A 23,254-nucleotide genomic window follows, 5' to 3' on the forward strand; every position below is an offset into this window, starting at 1 on the left:
CCCCTACAGCCCGGCGGCGGCCGCGCGGCGCGCGTGCGCGAGCTCCGCGAGGATCCGCGCCCGGAGCGCGTTCGACCGCTCCGCGAACCCGCGCTGCTCCGCCGCGTACCGGGCCTTGCCGGCGGGCTCCTCGATCCGCACGGCCTCGAGGCCGAGCCCCGACACGTCGTACGGGCTCGCGCGCATGTCGAGCGAGCGGATGTCGCGGGCCAGCTCGAACGCGTCGAGCAGCACCTCGCCGGCCAACAGCGGGCCGAGCTTGGTGGCCCACTTGTAGACGTCCATGCCCGCGTGCAGGCAGCCGGGCTGCTCGAGGTCGGGCTGCGTCTCGCGGGTGGGCGCGAGCGAGTTCCGCGGCACGGCCTCGGGCGTGAAGAAGCGGAAGGCGTCGATGTGCGTGCAGGCGAGCCTGTGCGACTCGACGACGTCGTCGGTGGCGGCGGACCCGAGGCGCAGCGGCAGCCGCTCGTGGCGCTGCTCGCCGGGCCCGACCCGGTAGACCATCGCCCACTCGTGCAGGCCGAAGCAGGAGAAGCGGCCGGGGCGCGAGGCGGTGCGGCCGAGGATCCGCTCGACGAAGGAGGCGGTGGATCCGCGCGCCGCGAGGTAGGCGGACGCGTCGACCCGGATGCCGTCGTCGTCGGCCACGTACCAGCGCCAGGCCGCGCGCTCCTCGCCGGCCGCGCCCCGGAGCACGACGCCCGCGCCCGGGTGCCAGCGGCGCAGCAGCGACGGCTTGTGCGGGTAGTAGGTGAAGAGGAAGTCGTCGACCTCGTGGGTGCGGCCGGCGAGGCGGCGCTCGCGGAAGCCCGCGGAGAAGGCGTCGGCGCGCTCCGCATGGCGGGCGGCCCGGTCGCGCCAGGCGGCGGGATCCAGGACCACGGGCAGGGCGCGCGCCCCGCCGCCGGTCGCCGGCGCCGCCGGGGAAGGCGCGGGGTCGGCGGCGATGGTCATCCGTCGAGGCTACCCGCGGGACCGGCCCGGATCCGCCCCGCGGCGCGGGAGTCCGGGCCCGCCGGGGCCCCCGCCCCGTTAGCATGGGCGCATGGATGACGACTCCCTCTTCACGCCTCCCGGCGTCGCCGGCTACACGATCACCGAGATCGTCGAGAGCGAGTCGGGTGGCGAGCCCCTCTTCGTCTCCGCGATCCACCTCGACGGCGAGCACGTCGCCAACTGGATCTCCACCGATCTCGACGAGGACGACGGCATCGTCGCCGACCTCGACCACGCGTTCGGCGGCCCGGCCACCGACCGCATGTTCCGCCAGGCCGCGGCGATCTTCCCGGACGCCGTGCTGTCGGAGATCCTCCCCGAGCTCGTCAGCTTCCTCTGGGTCGTGGCCGACGTCGCGGGCGTCGCCGACGACCAGGACCTCGACTTCGAGGCCGCCATCCGCGTCGTCGCGGCCGAGGGCGACCTCGACGCGCAGGACCGCGACCTCCTCGGCCGGCTCGACAGCCTCAAGCGCATCGACTGACCCTCCCCCGCAGCATCCCCGGAGCCCCGCCCGCCTGACGCGCGCGGGGCTCCGGCGTACGGTCGGATGATGAGCGACTCCGACATCGATCCCCTGTCCACCGTCCAGGGCGCCCCCGGCGTCACGCAGGACATGCCCGGCGAAGCCGACTCCGACGCGAGCGTCGGCGGCACGGTGCCCGACGGCGAGAGCATCCAGCACGTCGACGACGACGAGGCGCCCGGCGACGGCGGGCTCTCGAGCGGCGGCGACTCCCTCGGCTCCGACGAGGACGCGGCCGACACGGGTGCGGGCACGGGCGACGCGCCCACCGACCTGCCCGCCTGATCTCCCCGCACCGCACGAGGGCCCGCCGCGACGACCGCGGCGGGCCCTCGTCACGCGCGGCGCCGGCGCGGTGCGGCGTCGGACTCAGCCCGCGTCGGGCCCCAGCAGCGTCAGCCGCTCGCGGAGGAGCGCGCGGACGGCGTAGGGATCCGCGACGCTGAGCCGCCCCTCCTCCGAGACACCGTCGCGCAGCACGAGCGGCAGGACGGATCGGCGGACGACGAGCGCCCCACGGTTGCGCCCGCGCTCCACGCGCTCGACCGGCTGCGCGAGCGCGTCGTCCGGCACGACCACCACGGCGGCCGCGAAGCGCACGCCCGCCGAGGCCGCGAGGGAGCGCGCCGTGCCGACCAGCCACGCGACGGGCGCGTCGCCGGGCGCGAACGCGCCGTCGGGATCCGGCACCACCGGCTGCAGCTCCCCGCGGACGAGCTGCACGGCCTGGCCCCAGTCCTCGGAGCTGAGCGCGAAGAGGCCCGCGGGCGCCAGCACGACGTGGTCGACCTTGCCCTGCCCGGCGAGCGGACGCACGTCGTGGAAGATCGTCGCGCCCATGCCGAGCGACGCCGCGGCGCGCGCGGTCGCCTCCTCGGCGAGGGCCTTGGCCAGCAGCCAGCGGATCTCCCGCGGGGCGCGGCGCACGAGCTCGGGCGACCAGGGATCCACCCCGAGGTCGCCGCCGGGGGCGACGCCCTGCCACTCGGCGACGCGGTCGACGTAGTGGGCGCGGGCGAGCGCGCCGGCGACGCCGTGCACGGTCGCGCCGAGGCGGGTGCCGGATCCGGGCGCGGGCGCGTAGCCGGCGTCGTCCGGGCCGAGGGCGTCGTCGTCCGACGCCGCCGCGCGGCCCTGCCCGCGGTCGTAGCGGGCGCGGTCGTCGGGATCCCCCACGAGCTCCCATGCGCGCTGCACCGCGTGGAACAGGTGCGCCTCGCCGCCCGTGTCCGGGTGGGTGGCGCGGACGAGCCGGCGGTACGCGGCGCGGAGGGCGGCGGTGTCGGCCGCGGGATCCACGCCCAGCACCTCGTACGGGGTGCGGTCGGCGGGGCTCCCCGCGCGGCTCACTCCGCCGGGGTGGCCGGCGCCGCGGACGCGGCGGCCCGGTCGGCGACCTCCGCCTCCCAGGGCGCCGGGATGCCGTAGTAGCGCTCCAGGAAGTCCTGCACGCGCTCCTGGCGCTCGTCGGCCGGGACCTCGGGGAACGAGCCGTCGTTGAGGCAGAAGAAGTCCTGCGAGCGGCGCTTGAGGAGGCCGGGCAGCAGGTCGAGGCCCGCGCGCGACGTGGTGTCGACGTAGGTGACCTTGGCGCTCTCCTGCTGCACGGCCCGCGCGGTCATCTGCGCGTAGTAGTGGTACAGCGAGTTCGTGACCGAGATGTCGGTGCTGGAGCGGAAGCGGCTGAGCTGCGTGCGGTGGAAGTCCTCCGCGAACTCCCGCTCGAGCTCGAGCAGCACGCTCTTGCGCAGCGGCGTGGCCGCGTGCTCCAGGTGGCGGGTGATGAGGCGGCCGAAGCGGTCCATGAGCAGGCGCCGGTTGACGCGTGCCGAGTTCTCGAAGCCGCTGCGGTCGGAGTCGTTGTCGCCCAGGCCGATGCGCGTGGACGCCTCGATGAACTTGGTGATCCCGCCGGGCGAGAAGAACATGCCCGGCTGCACGGGGCGGCCGAAGAACATGTCGTCGTTCGAGTAGAGGAAGTGCTCGCTGAGCCCCGGGATGTGCTGCAGCTGCGACTCGACGGCCTGCGAGTTGTGCGTGGGCAGGGCGGCGGGATCCGTGAAGAACTCCTCGCTGCGCACGAACGTGACGCCCGGGTGGTCGGCGAGCCAGGCCGGCTTCGGGGAGTCGGTGACGATGAAGATCCGCCGCACCCACGGCGCGAAGAGGTAGACGGAGCGCAGCGCGTACTTGAGCTCGTCGATCTGGCGGAAGCGGGCCTCGGAGTCGTCGCCCTCGCCGACCACGACGTCCTTCATGCGCTCGGCGCGGCGCTTCTGGAACTCGGGGTCGTTGCCGTCGACCCAGGAGAAGACCATGTCGATGTCGAAGGTGATGTCGGACGCCTGCGCGTCGAACATGCCGCGGAGCGTCTTCCACTCGTGGCCGTACATCTCGACCGTGGTCGGCACGACCTCGGCGGCGGGCAGGATCTCGCGCGTGAGCGAGTTCTCGACCGGCCAGACGATGGTCTCGCCCTCGAAGCGGAAGAACTGCAGCTCGACCGCGGTGGAGGCGCCGTACGCGAGGAGGCCGACCGGCTCGATCCGCGGGCGGTAGAGGCGGAAGATGCCGGCGTCGGGGTTGTCGGTGAGGCGGCCGTCGGCCACGAGCAGCGGCGGGCGGCGGCGGCCGTCGACGGTCTTCGCGTAGAGCGGCTCGTCGGCGCACGCGGCCACGAGGGCGCGCACCACGGTGTCGCGGTTCTGCACGTCGATGGCGATGACGGGGCGCTCGTCGTTGCCGCGGATCAGCCAGAAGTCGATGCCGGTCGCGAGCAGCGCGTCGCGGATGAAGAGGAGGTCGGTCACGAGCGCCTGGTGCGGCGTGAGCGTGCGGTTGACCAGGGTCGCGAGGCCCTTGCGGATGACGACGTCGGGCCGGTGGTGCGTGGTGGGCCACGTGGCGGGGGCGGGCGCGACCGCGTCGTCCTGGCGGGAGTACTCCTCCTCGCTGGTGGCCGGATCGACCGTCGGCTCGAGCGCTACGTTGAACTGCCGTGCGCTGCCCGCCATGGATCATCCCCTTGGTGCTTCTCGTGTGCTGATGGATGCGCCTGGCCCGGACGGGTGGCGACGGACCATCCTATCGAGCGACGGGGCGCGCCCCCGGTCGGGGGCGGCCGGCGGGTGCCGCGGCCAGCGTGCCTCGGGTCATCCCTCGACGTCGGCCGCGGGGAGGGCGTCGACCTCCCAGACCACCGGGGACTCGAGGAACGGGTGGGTGGCGGGATCCGGTGCCTCGAGGATCGTGCGCGGGACGTCGTGCCAGCGCAGCTCCGCGAGCTCCTGGCCGACGGGGACCGCGTAGACGACGCACTCCATCCGCTCCTCGACGTCGTGGCCGTCCTCCAGGCGCAGGTCGGGGACCTCGTAGGGGCACTCGGCGTCGTCGGAGATGCCGCCGAGCTGGCGCTGGATGATGTCGACCTCGGTGCCGTCGGCGAGGAACGGGCGGAGGACGGGGCCGTTCTGCGGGCCGCGCTGGCCCTCGAGCCAGCGGGTCTGGACGAACGCGAAGTACGGGGTGCGGTCGGCGAACCGGGTGCCGTCCTCGTAGCCCGACCAGTAGGTGGGCTGGCCCTCGGCGACGCCCAGCAGGGTCGTGGCGATCACGCCCTCCGTCCCGCCGGCCTGGTCGGCGCTCGGCAGGGCGACCACCTCGCCCGCGGCGACGCGCTGGCCGGGGGTCGCCGTCGGCGCCTGGGCGGGGTCGATCGTCACGGCGTCGAACGGCGCGGCGGGCGGGCCGTCGGGGCCGAAGGAGCAGCCCGCGAGGAGCAGGGACGCGGCGAGCGCGGATCCGGTCGCGACGAGCGCGGCGCGGCGGCGGGGACGGGCGGCGTGGGCGGTGGTGCGGATGGTCATGGTCTCCCCGGGGTCTCCCCCCGAGCGTGGCAGCCCGGCCGCGAACGCGGCAAGTCGGGGGCGCGCTGGCGGGGGCGGGCGCGGGCGGATGCGAGGATCGCTGTCACACGCCCACGCACGACCGCGGTCCCCCTGGCGGATCCGCGGCCGTCGACCGGGACGCCCGGGAGGAGACCCATGGACCAGCCGACCGTCCGCTCCGTCGTGCCCGCCCGGACGCGCGACGACCTCGCCGCCCTCGGGCCGACCGTGGCGGCGCTGGCCGGCGGATCCGGCGTCTTCGCCGAGCCGCACCCGCACCTCACCGGGCTCGTCGACCTGCACGCGCTCGGCTGGGCTCCGCTCGTCGTGACGGACGCCGGGCTCGAGATCGCCGCGACGTGCACCATCGCCGAGGTCGCCGGGATCCGGCCGCGCGACGGCTGGCTCGCGCATCCGCTCTTCCTCCAGGCGTGCACGGCGCTGTTCGGGTCGACGAAGATCTGGCGGGTCGCGACCGTGGGCGGCAACATCTGCTCGGCGCTCCCCGCCGGGCCGATGACCTCGCTCGCGTCCGCCCTCGATGCGGAGGCGCTCGTCTGGCGGGCCGCGACGTCCGACGCCGCAGCCCACGACGAGCGGATGCCCGTGGCCGAGCTCGTGACCGGCGACCGCACGACTGCGCTGCGTCCCGGCGACGTGCTGCGCTCGATCCACGTGCCGGCGGCGTCGCTGCGCGCGCGGACGGCCTTCCGCAAGATCGCGCTGTCGCCCATCGGCCGGTCCGGCTCCGTGGTGATCGGGCGGCTCGACGAGGACGGCGCGTTCGCGCTCACCGTGACCGGGGCGACGCTCCGGCCCGAGCAGCTGCGCTACCCGTCGCTGCCCGCGGGCGCGGCGCTCGCGGACGACGTGCGGGGGATCGGATCCTGGTTCACCGACGCGCACGGGGCCGCCGACTGGCGCCGGGCCGTCAGCGCGCTGCTGGCGGAGGAGATCCGCGCGGAGCTGGCGGGCGACCCGTCGGGCGCGGGCGACGGACCGGCCTCCGGCGAGCGCGGCACCCCGCCCGGGGCCGCCGCCACGACGACGGCGGGAGCGCGCGCGTGAGCATGACGGTGGACGGACGCGAGATCCCCGGCGAGCCCGCACCGGGTCAGAGCCTGCGCACCTGGCTCCGCGAGCACGAGGTGTTCAGCGTGAAGAAGGGCTGCGACTCGGGCGACTGCGGGGCGTGCGCCGTGCTCCTCGACGGGGAGGCCGTGCACGCGTGCATCCTGCCGGCGTTCCGGGCCCAGGGGCGCGCGATCACGACGGCGGCGGGCCTCGGGACCCCGGGCGACCTGCACCCGGTGCAGGAGCGCTTCGTCGCGGCGGCCGGCTTCCAGTGCGGGTTCTGCACGCCCGGCATGGTGGTGACGGCGTCGACGCTGGAGGACGACCAGCTGGACGACCTGCCGCGCCTGATGAAGAGCAGCCTCTGCCGGTGCACGGGGTACCGGGCGATCGACGAGGCGATCCGCGGCGAGCACGGCGGCGCCGACCACGCCCACGGGGACGGCTGCGGCGGATCCCGGCCCGAGGGCCTCGGCCCGGTGCGGGCGACGGGATCCACGACCGCCGAGCGCGCGCAGACCGGCCGTGTCGGCACGTCGCTGCACGCCCCCGCGAGCGAGCGCGTGGTCAGCGGCCTCGAGCCGTACACGCTCGACGTCGCGGTCCCCGGCCTCCTGCACGCGAGCCTGGTGCGCAGCCCCCACCCGCACGCGCGCATCCTCGCCATCGACGCGTCCGCGGCGCTCGCGCTCCCCGGTGTCCACGCGGTGCTCACCCACCACGACTCCCCCGCCACGCTCTACTCGTCCGCGCGCCACGAGGACCGCTTCGACGACCCCGACGACAGCCGCGTCTTCGACGACGTCGTGCGGTTCCGCGGCCAGCGCGTGGCCGCCGTGATCGCGGACGACGTCGGCATCGCGGAAGCCGCCGTGCGCCTGGTGCGCGTCGAGTACGAGGTCCTGCCCGCGGTGCACGATCCCGAGGAGGCCCGGCGTCCGGGCGCGCCGCTCGTGCACGGCGACAAGGACGCGGCCGTCTCCCGGCTCGCCGACCCGCAGCGCAACATCGTCGCGGAGATGCACGGCGAGCACGGCGATGTCGCGGCGGGCCTCGCCCGGGCCGACGAGGTCGTGTCGGGCACGTGGTCCACGCAGCGCGTCGCGCACACGCATCTCGAGACGCACGCGACCGTCGGCTGGATGGAGGAGGGCCGCCTCGTCCTCCGCACCAGCTCGCAGGTGCCGTTCCTCGTGCAGCGCGAGATCTGCCGGCTGTTCGAGCTCGCGCCGGAGGAGGTGCGCGTCTTCACGGCGCGCGTGGGCGGCGGGTTCGGCGGCAAGCAGGAGATCCTCACGGAGGACGTCGTGGCGCTCGCCGTGCTGGCGACCGGCCGCCCGGTGCAGCTGGAGTTCACGCGCTCCGACGAGTTCACGCTCTCCCCCGCCCGGCACCCGATGCGCGTGGGCGTCACGGTCGGCGCCACCTCCGACGGCGTCCTCACGGCGCTCGCGGTCGACGTGCTCAGCGACACGGGCGCGTACGGCAACCACGGCCCGGGTGTCATGTTCCACGGCTGCAACGAGTCGATCACCCTGTACCGCGCGCCCGCCAAGCGGGTGGACGCGCAGAGCGTCTACACGAACAACCTCCCCTCGGGCGCGTTCCGGGGCTACGGCCTGGGGCAGGTGGTCTTCGCGATCGAGTCCGCGCTCGACGAGCTGGCGCGGCGCCTCGGCGTCTCGGGCTTCGAGATCCGGCGCCGGAACGCCGTCGTGCCGGGCGACCCGCTGATCATCACGCACGCCGAGGGCCCGGACCTCGGCTTCGGCGGCAGCTACGGCCTCGACCAGTGCCTCGACCTCGCCGAGCAGGCCCTCGCCGACGGCGGCGGGGATCCCGTGCCGCCCGGCGACCGCTGGCTCGTGGGCGAGGGCATGGCGGCCGCGATGATCGCGACCATGCCGCCGCGCGGGCACTTCGCCGACGTGACCGTCGCGCTGGCCGCCGACGGCGTCGTGACGGTGTCGGTCGGCACCGCGGAGTTCGGCAACGGCACCACCACGGTGCACGCGCAGCTCGCCGCGACCGCGCTGGGGACGACGCCCGACCGGATCCGCATCCGCCAGTCCGACACCGACGTCACCCGCTACGACACGGGCGCCTTCGGCTCCGCGGGGACGGTCGTCGCGGGCAAGGCCGTGCACCGGGCCGCCACGGCGCTCGCCGACCTGCTGCGCGAGGCCGCGTCGGCGCGCACGGGGATCCCCGGCGCCGCCTTCGCGCTCACGCCCGACGCGCTCGTCGCGGGCGACGTCTCCCTCCCCGTCGCCGAGCTGGTGGGCCCCGACGGCCTCGCCTCGGAGGCGCACGAGGACGGCGCGCTCCGCTCCCTCGCGTTCAACGTGCACGCGTTCCGGGTGGCGGTGGATCCCGCGACCGGCGAGATCCGCATCCTCCGCTCCGTGCAGGCCGTGGACGCGGGCACCGTCATCAACCCGGCGCAGCTGCGCGGTCAGGTGGAGGGCGGGACGGCGCAGGCGCTCGGCACGGCCATGCACGAGGAGGTCGTGCACGACGGCGAGGGGCGGATCCTCACCGACGTGCTGCGGAACTACCACATCCCGCAGCTCGCCGACCTGCCCGTCACCGAGGTGCTGTTCGCGGACACGCACGACGACCTCGGGCCGCTCGGCGCGAAGTCGATGAGCGAGGCGCCGTACAACCCGGTCGCGCCCGCGCTCGCGAACGCGGTGCGCGACGCCATCGGCATCCGGCCGCACGACCTGCCGATGTCGCGCGACCGGGTGTGGCGGCTCCTCCACGGCGGCGGCCCGCAGCCGCGGTTCGACAGCCCGACGACGCTCGGGGAGCGCGGGACGCGGGAGTAGCGGGGACGGCGATCAGGCGGCGGCCCGGCGCCGACGGGCCCGCACGACCGCGCGCCCCACCACGCCGGCCAGCAGCACCCCGATCCCGACCGCGATGGACGTCACGGGCAGCGTCGCCACGAGCACCAGGCAACCGACGACGCCGAGCACCTGGAGCGCCTTCGGGTAGCGCCGGTCGGCGCGCTCCTGGGTGAAGGCGGCGGCGTTGGCGACCACGTAGTAGAGCAGGACGCCGAAGGACGAGAAGCCGACGACGCCGCGGAGGTCCACCGTGAGCACGAGCGCCACGACGACCACGGCGACCGCGATCTCGGCCCGCTGCGGCACCCGGTACCGCGGGTGCACGACGGCTAGCGCCAGCGGCAGGTCGCCCTCGCGGGCCATCGCGAGCGACGTGCGCCCGATCCCGGCGAGGAGCGCCAGCAGCGCCCCGAGACAGGCCGCGGCCGCCCCGATCCCGACGACGGGCACCGCCCACGCCCAGCCCGCGTCGCGCACGACGTCGGCCAGCGGCGCGGTGGATCCGCCGAGCCGCGCCTCCCCGAGCACCCCGAGGAGCGTCACGGCCACCAGCGCGTAGACGACGAGGGCGCCGCCGAGCGCGAGGAGGATCGCGCGCGGGATGGTGCGGGCGGGATCCCGCACCTCCTCCCCCATGGTCGCGATGCGCGCGTAGCCCGCGAAGGCGAAGAACAGCAGGCCGGCGGACTGGAGGACGCCGTAGGGGGTCGTGTCGACGACGCCCGCGACGGGTCCGGCGGCGGCTCCCAGCCCGCCCTCGACGAGGCCGGCCACGAGCACGAGGGCGATGACCGCGAGGACCACCGTGATGATCACGCGCGCGAGCCGGGCCGTGCGGGTCACTCCGAGGCAGCCGACGACCGCCAGGGCCGTCACGGCGAGCGCGGCGACGGGCCGCTGCCAGGCCGCCGGCACCGCGTACGCGGCGAACGTGAGGGCCATGGCGGCGCAGCTCGCGGTCTTGCCGATGACGAACGACCAGCCCGCGAGGAAGCCCGGCCACTCGCCCAGCCGCTCCCGGCCGTAGAGGTACGAGCCGCCGGACGACGGGTAGCGGGCGGCGAGCTGGGCGGACGCGGTGGCGTTGCAGAACGCGACGACGGCCGCGATCGCGAGGCCGACGAGGAGGCCGCCGCCTGCCGCGCGGGCGGCGGCGGGCATGACGGCGAAGATCCCGGCGCCGATCATCGCGCCGAGCCCGAGCACCGTGGCGTCGAGCAGGCCGAGGCGGCGCGCGAGGCCGGGCGGGGCGGCGGGCGTGGGCACGGTGGTCATGGGCTCTCCCGGTGGATGGGTCCGGCGGTCGTGGTCAGCGGGGCGCCGTCGGTGCCGGCGCGCGCGGCGAGCACCTCGGCGAGGATCGAGACGGCCGTCTCCTGCGGTGTGCTCGCGCCGATGTCGAGCCCGATGGGCGACCGCAGGCGCGCGAGCTCGTCGCCGGTCAGCCCCTCCGCGACGAGCAGCGCCCGGCGGCGCACGTCGGTGGCGCGGGATCCCATCGCCCCCACGAACGCGACCGGCAGCCGGAGGGCCTCCACCAGGAGCGGCACGTCGAAGCGGTCGTCGTGGGTGAGCACGCAGATCACGGTGCGGGCGTCCACCTCGGTCCGGGCCAGGTACTCGTCGGGCCACTCGGCGACGACCTCGTGCGCCGACGGGAAGCGCGCGCGGGTCGCGAAGGCGGGCCGGGCGTCGCACACCGTGACGCGGTAGCCGAGGAGCGCCCCCGCGTCGGCGAGGGCGGCGGAGAAGTCGACGGCGCCGAAGACGAGCAGCCGGGGCGGCGGGGCGGCGACGAGGTGCAGCACGCGCGCGGGGCCGTCGGCGCAGTCGACCTCCGTCGTGCCCGAGCGTCCCGAGGCGAGGCGCGCGGCGAGCTCGGCGCGGATCCGCCGGGCGGGGTCGGCGCCGAGCGCTGCGTCGGCCGCGGGGTCGGGTGCGGCGGTGATCCACGTGCCGACGGCCGGCCCCTCGGGCACGAGCGCGAGGGAGGCGGCGCGGCCGGCGCGGGCGTCCTCGAGCGCGGTGCGTACGGCGGCGGGGATCGGCGACCGCGCGGCGCCGGCGGGGGCCAGCTCCACGACGACCACGCCGATCCGCCCGCCGCACATGAGGCCCACCTGGAACGCGTCGTCGTCGCTGACCCCGAACGACGTGAGCACCGGCGCGCCGTCGGCCAGCACCCCGGCCGCGACCTCGACGACCGCGCCCTCGACGCAGCCGCCGGAGATCGATCCGATGACCCGGCCCGCGTCATCGACCGCCATCGCGGTGCCCGCCGTCCGCGGCGCGCTGCCGAGCACGTCCGTGACGCACGCGACGGCGAGGCGTCGGCCGTCCGCGAGGGCGTCGAGCACCTCGGCGGCGATCTCGAGCACGGCACCTCCGGGACGGGGAGCGCCGGCGGGCGGGCGCGGGACGGGCGGGGACGGCGGCGGCCCGCGGGATCGCGATGGTACCGCCCGCGTCAAGCCTGCCACGGCCCCTGCGTAGGGTGGGACGCGGATGCCGGGGGGATCCTCCTCCGGTGTCGCGCGCCGCATCCGGCGCCGCCAGAGGGGGACCCATGACGTCGACCGCGCCCGACCGACCGCAGCCGCTGTTCCGGCGGATCCGCCGCGCGTGGGCCGACGCGCCGTTCGTCGTGCCGGCGCTCACGTTCGCGGTCCTGCTCTTCGCGTGGCTGTGGGCGCTCGACCTCGATCAGCCCGCGCCGTCCGCCGGGACGCTCGTAGTGCGCGTGGTGGTCGCCCTCGCAGCCGGCGCCGCCATGGCGGGCGCGCGGCGCCTCACCCGCGTGTACCACCCGGGGTCGCCCCGCGAGGTCGACGTGTCCGAGGCCGCGGAGGACGGCGAGCTCCCGCCGGGTGCGGATCCGACCGCGTGGCAGGACGCGCTCGATCGGCGGCGTCGGCAGATCCGCCAGGAGGCGTGGGGCGTGCCGGTCGTGCTCGTGCTGGTGGTCGGGCTGGCGTTCCTCGCTCCGCGCGCGAGCGAGGCCCTGCCCGTGGCGTACATCGCCTTCCTCGCCCTGTTCGTCCCCTACGCCGCGTCGCTGATCGTGTCGCGACAGCGGCGCCTGGACTGCGTGGACGCCCTGCTCGTCCCGCTCCAGGAGCGGGCCCGGGCAGACGAGGAGCGCCGCGCCGCCTGGGCGCCGCCCGCCCCCGAGGACCGCATTCCGCCGGCTGCTGGATAGGGTCGTGTCGCAGCGTCGACGGATGCGGCGCCCCGCACCCGAGGAGAGACCATGACGCACCGCGCCCGCCCTGACGCCGCCCCCGCCTCGTGAAGCGGCTGCAGGAGCGCATCGAGCGTGCGTCGCTCGGCGGCGTCTTCCTCATCGTCACCGCCGTCTACTTCGTGCTCCGCACGGTCCTCGACCTCGCCATCACGGGCGAGGGCCTGTCCGTGCCCGGCATCATCACGCGCTTCATCGGATAGCTCCTGTTCGGCGGCGTCATGGTCGCCGTCATCGCCTGGCAGCGCCGGCGAAGCGGCGGAGCGTCGACCTCGGCCGACATCACGGCCGCCATCCGGACCGGGAAGGCGCCGCTCGCGGCCGACCCCGCCGTCTGGATCCCCGCCCTCGAGTGGCGGCGCGGCCAGTTCCGCCGGAGCGTGTGGCTGACGCCGCTCGTCTTCCTCGTCTTCATCGCCATGGGCGTCGTGCTCGTCGTGCTGGACCCCGGCAGCCCCGTCGGCTGGCTGGCGATCGTCGTGCTCGCCGGCCTCGCGATCGGCGTCGTCCTCCAGGCGCGGCGCGCACTGCCGCGCATCGAGGCTCTCCTCCGTCAGATGCGCGAGCGCGAGGGGGCAGCCACGGCGTCGCCGTCCGTCCCGTCCGCGCCCCCTCCAGGTGGTGCCTCCGCGTGACGTCCCCGCCCGAGGAGTCGTCGTCCCGTGGCGGCCCGCACGGCCGATGGCGCCGGCTCCGCCGCGGCTGGCTCGCGGGTCCGGTCGTGCTGCTCGTCCTGCCCCTCGCGATCGGGTACGTCATCGCGCACTCGCTCCTCGACCTGTCCGTCGGGAACGACGCCCTGCGCCCGGAGCGCCTGGTCACGCGCCTCGTGTTCGCGGCCCTCGGTGCGGTGGTCCTGGCAGTCGTGATCCGGCGCATGCGATCCCGTCCGGGGGCGGGGCCCGACGGGCTGGAACTGACCGAGGCCGTCGAGGACGGCCGACTGCCCGCGGGAGCCGACCTCGAGGCCTGGACGGGCGCCCTGCTCCGCCGCCGCGCGACCGTGGAGGCCGAGGTCGCCCGGACCCAGCTGCTGATGGGCGGCGCGCTCGTGGTCGGCGGCGTCGTGTGGGGCGCGCTCGGCGGGCCGTGGGTCGTGTGGCTCGCGGTCGGCGCCCTCTCCGCCATCCTCGTGGCGCTCCGGGCGGCAGCCCCCCGGCGCCTCGCCCGCATCGACGCCCTCCTCATGCCCCTGCTCGACGCGGAGGACGAAGCCGGGTCCAGGACCTGAGCCGGGACCGACGCCGGTGACGGTTCCCTGGGTGACGCCGCGTGTCGGCGCGCGCGGCTCCGTCCGTCCGCTGGATGCGACCATCATGATGAGGGCCCTCCGGCCGGGCTGCCCGCGGGGCGCCGACCGCGCGTCGAGGCGCCTCCATCGGGTGCGGCCTCTCCTCCGTCCCGCATCCGCCGAGCGAACGGATCCGCATGAGCGATCACCGCGCCACGAGCACCGCCCGTCCCACCCCCACCGCCTCTCGCGCTGTCGATCCCAGCACCCCCGCCCGCCGCGCCGTCCACCGCGGCCACGTCCTCCACATCACGGGATCGCCGCTCGTCCAGGACGCCCGCCGCCACCTCGTCTCCGTGCCCGACGGCGCGCTCGCGGTCGACGACGCCGGCCGCATCGCCTGGGTCGGCCCGTTCCGCGAGCTGCCCGCCGCGTTCGCCGACGCCCCCGTGCACGGCGACGCGTCCGACTTCCTCATCCCCGGCTTCGTCGACGCGCACGTGCACTTCCCGCAGACCTACACGACGAGCGCGCACGGCGGCGGCCAGCTCCTGGAATGGCTCGACTCGTGCGTCTTCCCGTCCGAGGCGCGGCTCGAGGACGAGGGCTTCGCGCGCATGATCGCCGCCGACTTCACCCGCCGGCGCATCATGGCGGGCACGACGAGCGCGCTGGTGTTCGGATCCGCCTTCCCGCACGCGCAGGACGCCCTGTTCGAGGCCTCCCGCGACGCCGGCCTGCGGCTCGTGAGCGGCCGCGGGATCCAGACGGTCGGCTCCGGCCCCGCGGCGCCGCTCCTCACCTCGGAGGAGGACGCGATCGCGCTCTCGTGCGCGGAGATCGACCGCTGGCACGCCGTCGACACGGGCGACGCGACGACCGCCATGCTCCAGGTCGCGATCGTGCCGCGCTTCAGCCTGTCCGTCACGCCGACGACGCTCCGCGGCCTCGGCGAGCTGTACGACGTGGCGCGCGGCGAGGGCGTGCACTTCCACTCGCACCTCAACGAGAACGACCGGCCGGGCACGGGCGAGATCGCCGCGGTCCGGCAGGTCTACGGCACCGACACCTACCTCGACACCTACGACGGCCGGTTCCTGCCCGGTTCGGAGCGCGGCGGATCCAGCCTCCTCGGCCGCCGCAGCGTGTTCGCCCACGCGGTGCACTGCCAGGACTCCGAGCTCGCCCGCCTCGCCGAGACCGGCAGCAGCATCGCGCACTGCCCGACGTCGCAGCAGTTCCTCGGCTCCGGCACCATGCCGTGGCGGCGCACGGTCGCGTCGGGCGTGAACGTGGCGATCGGATCCGACGTGGGCGCCGGCGACGAGTGGCTCGTCTCCCGCGTGCTCAACGACGCGTTCAAGGTGCACCTGTCGGAGCCGGGCGACGCGGGCGTGGAGATCGACGCCGCCGAGCTGCTGTTCACCGGGACCCTGGCCGGTGCGCGAGCCCTCGACATGGAGGACCGCTACGGCAACCTCGACGTGGGCAAGGACGCCGACTTCCTGACGATTCGGCCGGACCTCTGGGAGCCGCTCGCCCTCACGCTCGCCCACGGGATCCGCGCGGACGACGCCGCGCGCGCGACCGACCAGATCCTCTTCACCCTGCTGATGGGCCTCCGCGAGCCGGCCATCGCGGCCGTGCACGTGCAGGGGCGGCGGGTGTCGGCGGGCTGACGTCGCCCGGGATCACGCGCCGCGGTCGTCGCGCTCGCGCTCGCGCGCCTCCAGCAGCCGCAGCCGGAGCCGGTGCGCCATGACGACGAGGGCGAGCCACGCGAGCGCGAGCAGCCAGCCGGCGAGGACGTCGGTGAGCCAGTGGTGGCCGAGGTAGACGCGGCTGAGGCTCACGGAGGCCGCGAACGCGATGGCGACGACGTAGGTGAGCACGCGCGTGGATCGCCGCAGCTGCCGGAGGACCAGCAGGTACGCGACGATCCCGGCGACCACGCTCGCGTTGAGCGTGTGGCCGGACGGGAACGACGGCGACGTCTCGTAGGGCGGGACGGCGTCGGCGCGCGGCGGCCGGTCGCGGCCGACGAGGTCCTTGCCGACCTCGGTCATGAGCAGGGATCCGGCGCCCGCGGTGAGGCCGAGCACGACCGGCACCCACTGGCGCCGGCGGATCGCGAGCAGCACGATCACCGCCACGCCCACGATCGGCACGGCGTAGACGCCGGCGGCCTCGGTGAAGACGGTGACGGCGGTGTCGAGCCATGGCGAGCGGACGTCCATGGCGAGGTGCAGCGCGGGCTCGTCGAGGAGGGCGACGCTGTCGTCGTCGATCACGGCGACGTAGAGGCCCGCGAACAGGCTCGACGCGGCGGTGATGACGAGGAGGCCCAGGATCAGGAACGCGGCGAAGGTGCTCGTCGGGCCGACCCGGGTCGCGACGCCGGACGCGGTACGGACGACGCGGCCGGGCGGGCGCGTTCGGGGACGAGGCGGGGGCAGGCGGTCGCCGGTGGAGGCGATGCGGGGGCCGGCGGGCCGGCTCACCCGTGGACGAGCGCGGACGACGGCACGCGGTCACGCTGGCGCACGGCGGCCGAGATGAGGCCGACGACTCCCGCGACGAGGCCGACGACGAAGGTGGCGACGCCGCCGAGGACGCCCATCACGACGATCCCGAACGTGCTGACGCCCTCGTCGAGGTAGCCGACGCGGGTCTGCGCGGCCCAGGTCGCCAGGATCGCGAGGCCCAGCGCGAGCACGAGGGCCACCACCGTGCAGCCGACGATGTACCAGCCCCACCCGGCGCCGCGGGACCTGGCGACGGCGAGGACGACGGCGACGAGGATCGCGAGCACGGGCACGCCGAGCGACAGGGTGAGGGCGAGCGCGGAGGCGGAGTCGGGATCCATGGATCGAGCGTAGGCCGCGCGGCTGGGTGCGGCGAGGGCGCTCGTAGCATGGGCGGATGGCGGGATCACGGGGCGCGGACGACGACGAGCGCTCGACCAGGCGGATCGCGGGCGTCGTGCTCGCCGCGGGCGCCGGCACCCGCTTCGGCGGTCCCAAGGCCCTCGCGACGCATCCCGACGGCACGCCGTGGCTCACGACCGCGATCCGCGCGCTCGCCGACGCGGGCTGCTCCCCCGTGCTCGTCGTGCTCGGCGCATCCGCCCACGAGGCCGCGGTGCTGCTCGGCACGCTCCCCGAGTCGGCCGACGCCGTCGTCGTGCGTGCCGACGACTGGGCCGACGGCATGTCGGCCTCCCTGCGTGCGGCGCTCCGGGCGGCCGCGGCGCTGGATCCCCCGCCCGTCGCGCTCGCCGTCGCCCCGGTCGACGTACCCGACCTCGACGCGGCCACGGTGCGCCGCGTCCTCGACGCCGCGCCGGTGGATCCCATGACCCTGCGCCAGGCGGTCTTCCGCGGCCGCCCCGGGCACCCCGCGCTGATCGGCCGAGACCACTGGGCCCCGCTCGCCGACGAGGTGCACGGCGACGCGGGCGCCCGCGCCTACCTGGCCGCGCGCGATGCCCACCTCGTCGAGGCGGCCGATCTCAGCACGGGCGCTGACCACGACCGGCACCCGTGAGCGGCCCTCAGGAGTTCGACTCCGAGCGAGCGCCCGAGCCGTCGACGACCAGGTCGAGGTAGGGATAGGAGCTCGCGATCCCGCTCACCGCGTTCGCGAAGCAGCGGAGCCGCGCCTTCGCCGGGCCGGGTGCCGACCCGTTGCGCGCCTTCACCACGTCGAACTCCTGCAGCGCGCACGAGCCCCCGTATGCCTGGATGTCCCAGTCGGAGATCTCGTCGATGCCCGCCGCGGCCGCCGAGCGGTAGTAGGAGGCGCGGAACTGCAAGGTGAGCGTCGGGGTGTCGCTGATGACGAGGCAGTGCGAGTGTTCCGTCACCCCGGCGCCGGTGTACCGGGAGCAGCCCTGGATGTCGTCGGGGCGGACGACGGCGCCCGGATCCGGCGTCTCGAGCGCCGTCGCGATGAAGGATCCGTCGGCGTAGCGGGAGACCTCGTACGCCAGGCCATCGTGGACGACGGTGTCGGCCGAGGTCGGAGCGGCCCCGGTGGCCGCGTCGAAGGGGCGTCCGTGCTCGGCCGCGTCGAGGAGCCCCGGACGGAGGCCCTCGGGCACGTCGAAGTCGACGAGGCGCTGCGCGATGCGGGCACGGTCGCCGGCGGAGACCGCGCCCGGAGCGGGAGCTGCAAGCTCCGCGCCCGGAGCGGCGGAGGCCGGCGCCGCGGCCCCGCCGAGGGCGAGCGTGCCGATGGTCAGGATGGACAGGGTCGTGCGCGAGATCCGCATGGTTCCTCCGATGCCGAGCGACCGCGTCCGTCGCGGCTCACGCGAGCATCATGCAGCGACTGCGCCCAGGACACGGAGGATCGCGCACAGGACGCATTGATCAGACGCGGTGGGCCGGCTGCCCGCACGGATGCCGCCTCAGCGCGCGAGCGCCTCCTCCAGCGCGTGCCACGCGAGGAGCGCGCACGTGCCGCGGAGCGGGTAGCGACCCGAGTCCGCGAGGGCGAAGGCGTCGCCGAGGCGGTCCTCCGCGCCGGGCCGGAGCTCGTGGGAGCGGATCAGCGCGCGCAGCTCGACGACGAGGGCCGAGGCCTCCGCGGCCGTGCGCCCCTCGACGAGCTCGGCGAGCATCGACGCGGACGCCTGCGACACCGTGCAGCCGCGGCCGTGCCAGCGGACGGCGATGCGCCAGGCGGGATCCACGAGCGCGCCCGTCGAGCCGGTCGAATGCGCGGGATCCACCGCGAGCACCCGGAGGTCGACGACGTCCCCGCACGTCGCGTTCCGCTGCTCGGACGCGCCGAGCACGGCGCCGACCGCGGGCGTCGCCGCGTCCGGTTCCGCGACGAACCGACCGGGTGCCGACGCCGCCCGCAGCGCCGCATCGCTCCCGACCCGCCGCCGGGCGTGGTCGGCGATGAGCGCCGACGCGATCTGCCGGTCGAGCGTCATCGCCCGACCGCGTAGCCCTGCGCCCCGCGCGGGTTCGCGGCGGCGCCCAGCAGGCCCGTGGCGGGATCCCGCGTCACGGCGGACAGCCGCCCCAGAGTCCAGTCCCCCGCGACCTCCACCTCGTGCCCGCGGGCCCGCAGGTCGGCGATCACGTCGTCACCCACGCGGCCCTCGACCACGAGGCCGCCGGGCGTCCAGGTGCGCGGCCAGAAGGACCCGGGGACGCTCGTCGTGTGGAACGTCGGCGCATCCACCGCCTGCTGCGGGCTGAAGCCGCCGACGATCGTGCGCAGCAGGTAGGGCAGCTGCCACTGGTCCTGCTGGTCGCCGCCGGGCGAGCCGAGCGCCTCCACGGGCTCGCCGTCGCGCGTGATCAGCGTGGGCGTCAGCGTCGTGCGCGGCCGGCGCCCCGGCACGAGCGACGACGGTCCGCCGGGCTCGAGCCACGTCATCTGCAGGCGCGTGCCGAGGCAGAAGCCGAGAGCGGGGATGAACGGCGACGACTGGAGCCAGCCGCCGGAGGGCGTGGCGGAGATCATGTTGCCCCAACGGTCGACGATGTCGAGGTGGCAGGTGTCGCCGCGGGTCTCCCCCGTGCGGGAGACGGTGGGCTCGCCCGTTCCGCCGGCGGACGCGGGCGCGTCGCCCTCGACCACGAGCGGCGGCTGGAAGGGCGCCACGCCGTCGATGCGTCCGGGCCGCAGCTCGTGCGACGCCTCGTCCGTGATGAGCGCGCGCCGCTCGGCCGCGTACTCGGCCGACAGCAGCACGTCGAGGGGCGCGCCGCCCGGCACCGCGTCGCCGTAGTACGCCTCGCGGTCGGCCAGCGCCAGCTTCTGCGCCTCGATGATGCGGTGGATACCCGCCGCGGTCGCCGGGTCGATCTCCTCGTCCGAGTACCCGTCGAGGATCATGAGCGCCTGCAGCAGCGCCGGCCCCTGGCCCCAGGCGTCGGTCTTCCAGATGCGCAGGCCGCGGAACTCGATCGAGACGGCGTCCTCCCACGAGGCGCGGGAGGACGCGAGGTCCTCCGCGGCGAGGAGCCCGGAGTGGTCGGCGCCGGTGGAGTGCCGGTGCGGATCCTGCACGCTCGCGACCATCTCCTCGGCGACGAAGCCCTCCGCCCAGACCGTGCGCGCGGCCTCGATGCGGTCCTCGCGCGTCGCGTCCTGTCCCGCGGCGGCCGACGCCTCCGACAGGATCCGCTCCATGGCGGACGCCCACGCGGGGTTCCGCACGAGCGATCCGGCGGCGGGCGCCTCGCCGTCCGGCATCCAGAACCCGGCGGACGCCGACCAGTGCTCGCGGAACAGGTCGGCGACGCCCGCGATGGTGCGGCGCACGCTCTCGAGCACGGGGTGCCCGTCGCGCGCGTAGCCGATGGCGAACGCCCACACGTCGGCGAGCTCCCACGTGCCGTGGTCGCGCAGCAGGAGCAGCCACGCGTCCACCGCGGCGGGCACGGCGGCGGCCAGGGCGCCCGCGCCGGGCACGCGGTCGAGGCCCTCCTCGCGGAAGCGCTCGGGCGTCGCGGCGGCGGGCGCGGATCCCTGTCCCATGAGCAGCTTCGGCGCCGCCTCCCCCGCGACGTGCACCACGGCGGTCATGTCGCCGCCCGGCCCGTTGAGGTGCGGCTCGACGACGTGCAGCACGAACGCGCTGGCGACCGCCGCGTCGAAGGCGTTGCCGCCGCGCTCGAGCACGGCCTGTCCGGTGCCGGAGGCGAGCCAGTGGGTGGAGGCGCTCATGCCGAACGTGCCGCGGAGCGTGGGGCGGGTGGTGAAGGCGTCGGGGGCGCGGAACGTCACGGGGGTCCTTCCGGTGGGGGTCCCAGTCGACCACACGGATCGCGCGTCGGGGGAATGCCGACGTCCTCACGCTCGTTCACCGTTCGACCCGGGAGGCTCATGACTGACACCAGCGGCGTCGGATTCCGATCCGAGCGCGGCCCGATCCTCATCGCCCTGATGATGACGACGGGCCTCGTGGCCATCGACTCGACCATCCTCGCCACGGCGGTGCCGTCCATCGTGGACGACCTCGGCGGCTTCGCCTCGTTCCCGTGGCTGTTCTCCATCTACCTGCTCGCGCAGGCCGTGTCGGTGCCGCTGTACGCGAAGCTCGCCGACACCGTGGGCCGCAAGCCGATCATCCTCATCGGCATCGGGCTCTTCCTCGTGGGGTCCGTGCTGTGCGGCGTCGCGTGGAGCATGCCCGCCCTCATCGCGGCCCGCGCGATCCAGGGCCTCGGCGCGGGTGCGGTGGCGCCCATGGCCATCACGATCGCGGGCGACATCTACACGGTCGCCGAGCGCGCCAAGACCCAGGGCTACCTCGCGAGCGTCTGGGCGGTCTCCAGCGTGGTGGGCCCGACGCTCGGCGGCGTCTTCTCCGAGTTCACGACCTGGCGCTGGATCTTCTTCGTCAACGTGCCGCTGTGCCTCGTCGCCGGCTGGATGATCGTCCGCCGCTTCCACGAGTCCATCGAGCGCACGCGGCACCGCGTCGACTACGCCGGCGCCGCGCTGCTCACGGTGGGCCTCAGCCTCCTGATCCTCGCCGTGCTCGAGGGCGGCCAGGCATGGGCGTGGGACTCCGTGCCGAGCGTCGGCGCCTTCGCCGTCGGCGCCGTGTTGATCGTCGCGTTCCTGCTGGTCGAGCGCCGGGCCGCCGAGCCCGTCCTCCCGCTCTGGGTGTTCTCCCGCCGCCTCCTCCTCACGACGACGCTCGTGTCGCTCGGCGTCGGCGCGATCCTCATCGGCCTCACCTCCTACGTGCCCACCTACCTCGAGGGCTCGATCGGCGTCACGCCGCTCGTCTCGGGCCTCGCGCTCGCGGCGCTCACGATCGGCTGGCCGATCTCCGCGTCGCTGTCGGGCCGCCTGTACCTCCGCATCGGCTTCCGCCGCACGGTGCTCATCGGCATGGCGCTCACGATCGTGGGCACCGGATCCATCGCGCTGCTCGCCGCGACGCCCACGCTCGCGGGGATCGCGGCCGGCTGCTTCGTGGTGGGCCTGGGGCTCGGCCTCGTCGCGACGCCCAGCCTCATCGGCGCCCAGTCGAGCGTCGGGTGGGGCGAGCGCGGCGTCGTCACGGGCGCGAACCTCTTCGCCCGCTCGATCGGCAGCGCGGTGGGCGTCGCCGTCTTCGGCGCGATCGCCAACGCGATCTTCGCCGCCTCGGACGGCGGCCAGCGGGATCCCGACGCCGTGATCGCCGCGTCCGGCGCCGTGTTCCTCGCGGTCGGCGTGTGCGCGCTCGCGACGGTCGCCGCGGGCCTGCTGATGCCGGAGTCGCGCGTCGAGGACACCGAGATCACGCGCGCCCAGCCCGTCGTCGGCTGACCCGCTTCACCTCCCGCCCGATTCGCGGGAATGCCGATCCCACCCCTACAGTTGACCCAGATGCATACGTTCGCATGGATAGGGAAGCAGGGCAGCATGGCGCAGGAGATCGAGCTCGGACTGGACACGTTCGGCGACGTCACGGTCGGACCGGACGGCCGCGAGCTGCCCTACGCCGAGGTGATCCGCAACGTGGTCGCCGAGGGCGTCCTCGCCGACCAGGTCGGCATCGACTTCATCGGCCTGGGCGAGCACCACCGCGACGACTACGCGATCTCCTCCCCCGAGGTCGCGCTCGCCGCCATCGCCGCGAGGACGGAGCGCATCCGCCTCGGATCCGCCGTCACGGTCCTCAGCTCCGACGACCCGGTGCGCGTCTTCCAGCGCTTCGCCACGCTCGACGCCGTGTCGGACGGCCGCGCGGAGGTCATCCTCGGCCGCGGCTCGTTCACCGAGTCGTTCCCGCTGTTCGGCTACGAGCTGAGCGACTACGAGCGCCTCTTCGAGGAGAAGCTCGGCCTGTTCGCCGAGCTGGTGAAGGAGACGCCCGTCACCTGGAGCGGCTCGACGCGCGCCGGCCTCACGGAGCACGACGTGTTCCCGAAGACCGCGAACGGGATAAAGACCTGGGTCGGCGTCGGCGGCAGCCCCGAGTCGGTCGTGCGCGCCGCGCGTCACGGCTTCCCGCTCATGCTCGCGATCATCGGCGGCGAGCCGCACCGCTTCGCGCCCTACGCCGACCTGTTCGCGCGCGCCCTCGACCAGCTCGAGCAGCCGCGCCTGCCCGTCGGGATCCACTCGCCCGGCTACGTCGGCGAGACCGACGCCGAGGCCCGCGAGGCCTTCTTCCCCGACTACCAGGTGATGCACGCCCGCATCGGCAAGGACCGCGGCTGGCCGCCCCTCGCCCGCGCGTCGTACGAGCAGGAGATCGAGCACGGGTCGCTGTACGTGGGATCCCCCGAGACGGTCGCCCGCAAGATCGCCGCGACGCTCAAGGCCGTCGGCGCCACGCGCTTCGACCTCAAGTACAGCGCGGGCCCGTTCTCGCACGAGCGCATGATGGGCGGCATCGAGCGCTACGGCTCGATCGTGGCGCCGATGGTGCGCGACATCCTGGCCTGATCGGCCTCGTCCGCCCCGTCCTCCTCGTCC

23 protein-coding genes are annotated in these 23,254 nt (G+C 75.3%); 12 read left to right on the forward strand and 11 right to left on the reverse strand.

The features are described 5' to 3' along the window. Positions 1 to 3: 3 nt before the first annotated feature. Entirely contained in the window at positions 4 to 954 is a 951-nt protein-coding gene (locus AES38_RS09255; RefSeq protein ID WP_053774716.1) for a hypothetical protein, read from the reverse strand. 91 nt (positions 955 to 1,045) lie between these two features. On the opposite strand from AES38_RS09255, the gene AES38_RS09260 reads away from it, so the two are divergent. Then, complete coding sequence (locus tag AES38_RS09260) at positions 1,046 to 1,480, forward strand: hypothetical protein (RefSeq protein ID WP_053774717.1); 435 nt, start codon at positions 1,046 to 1,048, stop codon at positions 1,478 to 1,480. Between the two features lie 69 nt (positions 1,481 to 1,549). Then, the gene (locus AES38_RS09265) at positions 1,550 to 1,807 is read left to right on the forward strand and encodes a hypothetical protein (RefSeq protein WP_043674957.1); all 258 of its coding nucleotides are present in this window, start codon (positions 1,550 to 1,552) and stop codon (positions 1,805 to 1,807) included. 84 nt (positions 1,808 to 1,891) lie between these two features. On the opposite strand, the gene AES38_RS09270 is transcribed toward AES38_RS09265, so the two are convergent. The 3 genes from AES38_RS09270 to AES38_RS09280 all read right to left on the reverse strand — a co-directional run bounded on the left by AES38_RS09270 (position 1,892) and on the right by AES38_RS09280 (position 5,388). Continuing rightward, positions 1,892 to 2,872: a DnaJ domain-containing protein gene (locus tag AES38_RS09270; RefSeq protein ID WP_053774718.1), complete on the reverse strand. Its 981-nt coding sequence runs from the start codon at positions 2,870 to 2,872 to the stop codon at positions 1,892 to 1,894. Continuing rightward, positions 2,869 to 4,536 (reverse strand): stealth family protein, encoded by a 1,668-nt coding sequence (locus AES38_RS09275; RefSeq protein WP_053774719.1) that lies wholly within the window; start codon positions 4,534 to 4,536, stop codon positions 2,869 to 2,871. The genes AES38_RS09270 and AES38_RS09275 overlap by 4 nt, the downstream gene beginning before the upstream one ends. A gap of 138 nt (positions 4,537 to 4,674) precedes the next feature. After that, positions 4,675 to 5,388: a hypothetical protein gene (locus AES38_RS09280; RefSeq protein ID WP_053774720.1), complete on the reverse strand. Its 714-nt coding sequence runs from the start codon at positions 5,386 to 5,388 to the stop codon at positions 4,675 to 4,677. A gap of 177 nt (positions 5,389 to 5,565) precedes the next feature. On the opposite strand from AES38_RS09280, the gene AES38_RS09285 reads away from it, so the two are divergent. Next, the gene (locus AES38_RS09285; RefSeq protein ID WP_053774721.1) at positions 5,566 to 6,477 is read left to right on the forward strand and encodes an FAD binding domain-containing protein; all 912 of its coding nucleotides are present in this window, start codon (positions 5,566 to 5,568) and stop codon (positions 6,475 to 6,477) included. After that, positions 6,474 to 9,314 carry a molybdopterin-dependent oxidoreductase gene (locus AES38_RS09290; protein ID WP_053774722.1) on the forward strand — a complete coding sequence of 947 codons (2,841 nt, stop codon included), beginning with the start codon at positions 6,474 to 6,476 and terminating at the stop codon, positions 9,312 to 9,314. Before AES38_RS09285 ends, AES38_RS09290 begins: the two co-directional genes overlap by 4 nt. A 12-nt stretch (positions 9,315 to 9,326) precedes the next feature. On the opposite strand, the gene AES38_RS09295 is transcribed toward AES38_RS09290, so the two are convergent. Then, complete coding sequence (locus AES38_RS09295) at positions 9,327 to 10,610, reverse strand: APC family permease (protein WP_053774723.1); 1,284 nt, start codon at positions 10,608 to 10,610, stop codon at positions 9,327 to 9,329. Next, positions 10,607 to 11,713: an XdhC family protein gene (locus AES38_RS09300; RefSeq protein ID WP_053774724.1), complete on the reverse strand. Its 1,107-nt coding sequence runs from the start codon at positions 11,711 to 11,713 to the stop codon at positions 10,607 to 10,609. The genes AES38_RS09295 and AES38_RS09300 overlap by 4 nt, the downstream gene beginning before the upstream one ends. A 188-nt stretch (positions 11,714 to 11,901) precedes the next feature. Between AES38_RS09300 and AES38_RS09305 the strand changes: the two genes are divergently transcribed. From AES38_RS09305 to AES38_RS09320, 5 genes are all read left to right on the forward strand, one after another. Continuing rightward, positions 11,902 to 12,534 carry a hypothetical protein gene (locus AES38_RS09305; protein ID WP_053774725.1) on the forward strand — a complete coding sequence of 211 codons (633 nt, stop codon included), beginning with the start codon at positions 11,902 to 11,904 and terminating at the stop codon, positions 12,532 to 12,534. Between the two features lie 89 nt (positions 12,535 to 12,623). Then, a complete protein-coding gene (locus AES38_RS15840) occupies positions 12,624 to 12,779 on the forward strand; it encodes a hypothetical protein (RefSeq protein ID WP_157883519.1) in 156 nt (51 codons plus the stop codon). Positions 12,780 to 12,797: 18 nt separating this feature from the next. Next, the gene (locus AES38_RS09310) at positions 12,798 to 13,211 is read left to right on the forward strand and encodes a hypothetical protein (RefSeq protein WP_053774726.1); all 414 of its coding nucleotides are present in this window, start codon (positions 12,798 to 12,800) and stop codon (positions 13,209 to 13,211) included. Then, positions 13,208 to 13,807: a hypothetical protein gene (locus AES38_RS09315; protein WP_053774727.1), complete on the forward strand. Its 600-nt coding sequence runs from the start codon at positions 13,208 to 13,210 to the stop codon at positions 13,805 to 13,807. Before AES38_RS09310 ends, AES38_RS09315 begins: the two co-directional genes overlap by 4 nt. 197 nt (positions 13,808 to 14,004) lie before the next feature. Continuing rightward, a complete protein-coding gene (locus AES38_RS09320; protein ID WP_210768423.1) occupies positions 14,005 to 15,486 on the forward strand; it encodes an amidohydrolase family protein in 1,482 nt (493 codons plus the stop codon). Between the two features lie 12 nt (positions 15,487 to 15,498). On the opposite strand, the gene AES38_RS09325 is transcribed toward AES38_RS09320, so the two are convergent. Both AES38_RS09325 and AES38_RS09330 read right to left on the reverse strand, forming a co-directional pair. Beyond that, positions 15,499 to 16,308 carry a phosphatase PAP2 family protein gene (locus tag AES38_RS09325; RefSeq protein ID WP_157883520.1) on the reverse strand — a complete coding sequence of 270 codons (810 nt, stop codon included), beginning with the start codon at positions 16,306 to 16,308 and terminating at the stop codon, positions 15,499 to 15,501. Next, entirely contained in the window at positions 16,305 to 16,673 is a 369-nt protein-coding gene (locus AES38_RS09330; protein ID WP_053774728.1) for a hypothetical protein, read from the reverse strand. The genes AES38_RS09325 and AES38_RS09330 overlap by 4 nt, the downstream gene beginning before the upstream one ends. Positions 16,674 to 16,729: 56 nt before the next feature. Here AES38_RS09330 and AES38_RS09335 point away from each other — a divergent pair, with 56 nt between their 5' ends. Further along, positions 16,730 to 17,353: a nucleotidyltransferase family protein gene (locus tag AES38_RS09335; protein WP_053774729.1), complete on the forward strand. Its 624-nt coding sequence runs from the start codon at positions 16,730 to 16,732 to the stop codon at positions 17,351 to 17,353. Between the two features lie 7 nt (positions 17,354 to 17,360). Here AES38_RS09335 and AES38_RS09340 read toward each other — a convergent pair whose 3' ends face one another. The 3 genes from AES38_RS09340 to AES38_RS09350 all read right to left on the reverse strand — a co-directional run bounded on the left by AES38_RS09340 (position 17,361) and on the right by AES38_RS09350 (position 20,560). Next, positions 17,361 to 18,080: a hypothetical protein gene (locus AES38_RS09340; protein WP_053774730.1), complete on the reverse strand. Its 720-nt coding sequence runs from the start codon at positions 18,078 to 18,080 to the stop codon at positions 17,361 to 17,363. A gap of 138 nt (positions 18,081 to 18,218) precedes the next feature. Continuing rightward, positions 18,219 to 18,752: an iron-sulfur cluster scaffold-like protein gene (locus AES38_RS09345; RefSeq protein ID WP_053774731.1), complete on the reverse strand. Its 534-nt coding sequence runs from the start codon at positions 18,750 to 18,752 to the stop codon at positions 18,219 to 18,221. Next, positions 18,749 to 20,560 (reverse strand): gamma-glutamyltransferase family protein, encoded by a 1,812-nt coding sequence (locus AES38_RS09350; protein ID WP_053774732.1) that lies wholly within the window; start codon positions 20,558 to 20,560, stop codon positions 18,749 to 18,751. Before AES38_RS09350 ends, AES38_RS09345 begins: the two co-directional genes overlap by 4 nt. A gap of 99 nt (positions 20,561 to 20,659) precedes the next feature. Here AES38_RS09350 and AES38_RS09355 point away from each other — a divergent pair, with 99 nt between their 5' ends. Then, positions 20,660 to 22,099, forward strand: coding sequence for an MFS transporter (locus AES38_RS09355; RefSeq protein ID WP_053774733.1), 1,440 nt, complete (start codon positions 20,660 to 20,662; stop codon positions 22,097 to 22,099). A 96-nt stretch (positions 22,100 to 22,195) separates the two neighbouring features. After that, positions 22,196 to 23,224 carry an LLM class flavin-dependent oxidoreductase gene (locus AES38_RS09360; protein ID WP_053774734.1) on the forward strand — a complete coding sequence of 343 codons (1,029 nt, stop codon included), beginning with the start codon at positions 22,196 to 22,198 and terminating at the stop codon, positions 23,222 to 23,224. Positions 23,225 to 23,254 lie beyond the last annotated feature (30 nt).

Origin of the sequence: Clavibacter capsici, assembly GCF_001280205.1 — a bacterium.
GTDB classification, from domain to species: Bacteria; Actinomycetota; Actinomycetes; order Actinomycetales; family Microbacteriaceae; genus Clavibacter; species Clavibacter capsici.

What these genes read in the sequence shown, in the direction of transcription:
- AES38_RS09275 (WP_053774719.1), bottom strand. Translation starts at nt 4,536, where the DNA reads ATGGCGGGCAGCGCACGGCAGTTCAACGTAGCGCTCGAGCCGACGGTC.
- AES38_RS09345 (WP_053774731.1), bottom strand. Translation starts at nt 18,752, where the DNA reads ATGACGCTCGACCGGCAGATCGCGTCGGCGCTCATCGCCGACCACGCC.
- AES38_RS09340 (WP_053774730.1), bottom strand. Translation starts at nt 18,080, where the DNA reads ATGCGGATCTCGCGCACGACCCTGTCCATCCTGACCATCGGCACGCTC.
- AES38_RS09305 (WP_053774725.1), top strand. Translation starts at nt 11,902, where the DNA reads ATGACGTCGACCGCGCCCGACCGACCGCAGCCGCTGTTCCGGCGGATC.
- AES38_RS09280 (WP_053774720.1), bottom strand. Translation starts at nt 5,388, where the DNA reads ATGACCATCCGCACCACCGCCCACGCCGCCCGTCCCCGCCGCCGCGCC.
- AES38_RS09260 (WP_053774717.1), top strand. Translation starts at nt 1,046, where the DNA reads ATGGATGACGACTCCCTCTTCACGCCTCCCGGCGTCGCCGGCTACACG.
- AES38_RS09330 (WP_053774728.1), bottom strand. Translation starts at nt 16,673, where the DNA reads ATGGATCCCGACTCCGCCTCCGCGCTCGCCCTCACCCTGTCGCTCGGC.
- AES38_RS09285 (WP_053774721.1), top strand. Translation starts at nt 5,566, where the DNA reads ATGGACCAGCCGACCGTCCGCTCCGTCGTGCCCGCCCGGACGCGCGAC.
- AES38_RS09310 (WP_053774726.1), top strand. Translation starts at nt 12,798, where the DNA reads ATGGTCGCCGTCATCGCCTGGCAGCGCCGGCGAAGCGGCGGAGCGTCG.
- AES38_RS09355 (WP_053774733.1), top strand. Translation starts at nt 20,660, where the DNA reads ATGACTGACACCAGCGGCGTCGGATTCCGATCCGAGCGCGGCCCGATC.
- AES38_RS09335 (WP_053774729.1), top strand. Translation starts at nt 16,730, where the DNA reads ATGGCGGGATCACGGGGCGCGGACGACGACGAGCGCTCGACCAGGCGG.
- AES38_RS09295 (WP_053774723.1), bottom strand. Translation starts at nt 10,610, where the DNA reads ATGACCACCGTGCCCACGCCCGCCGCCCCGCCCGGCCTCGCGCGCCGC.
- AES38_RS09255 (WP_053774716.1), bottom strand. Translation starts at nt 954, where the DNA reads ATGACCATCGCCGCCGACCCCGCGCCTTCCCCGGCGGCGCCGGCGACC.
- AES38_RS09265 (WP_043674957.1), top strand. Translation starts at nt 1,550, where the DNA reads ATGAGCGACTCCGACATCGATCCCCTGTCCACCGTCCAGGGCGCCCCC.
- AES38_RS09360 (WP_053774734.1), top strand. Translation starts at nt 22,196, where the DNA reads ATGGCGCAGGAGATCGAGCTCGGACTGGACACGTTCGGCGACGTCACG.
- AES38_RS09320 (WP_210768423.1), top strand. Translation starts at nt 14,005, where the DNA reads ATGAGCGATCACCGCGCCACGAGCACCGCCCGTCCCACCCCCACCGCC.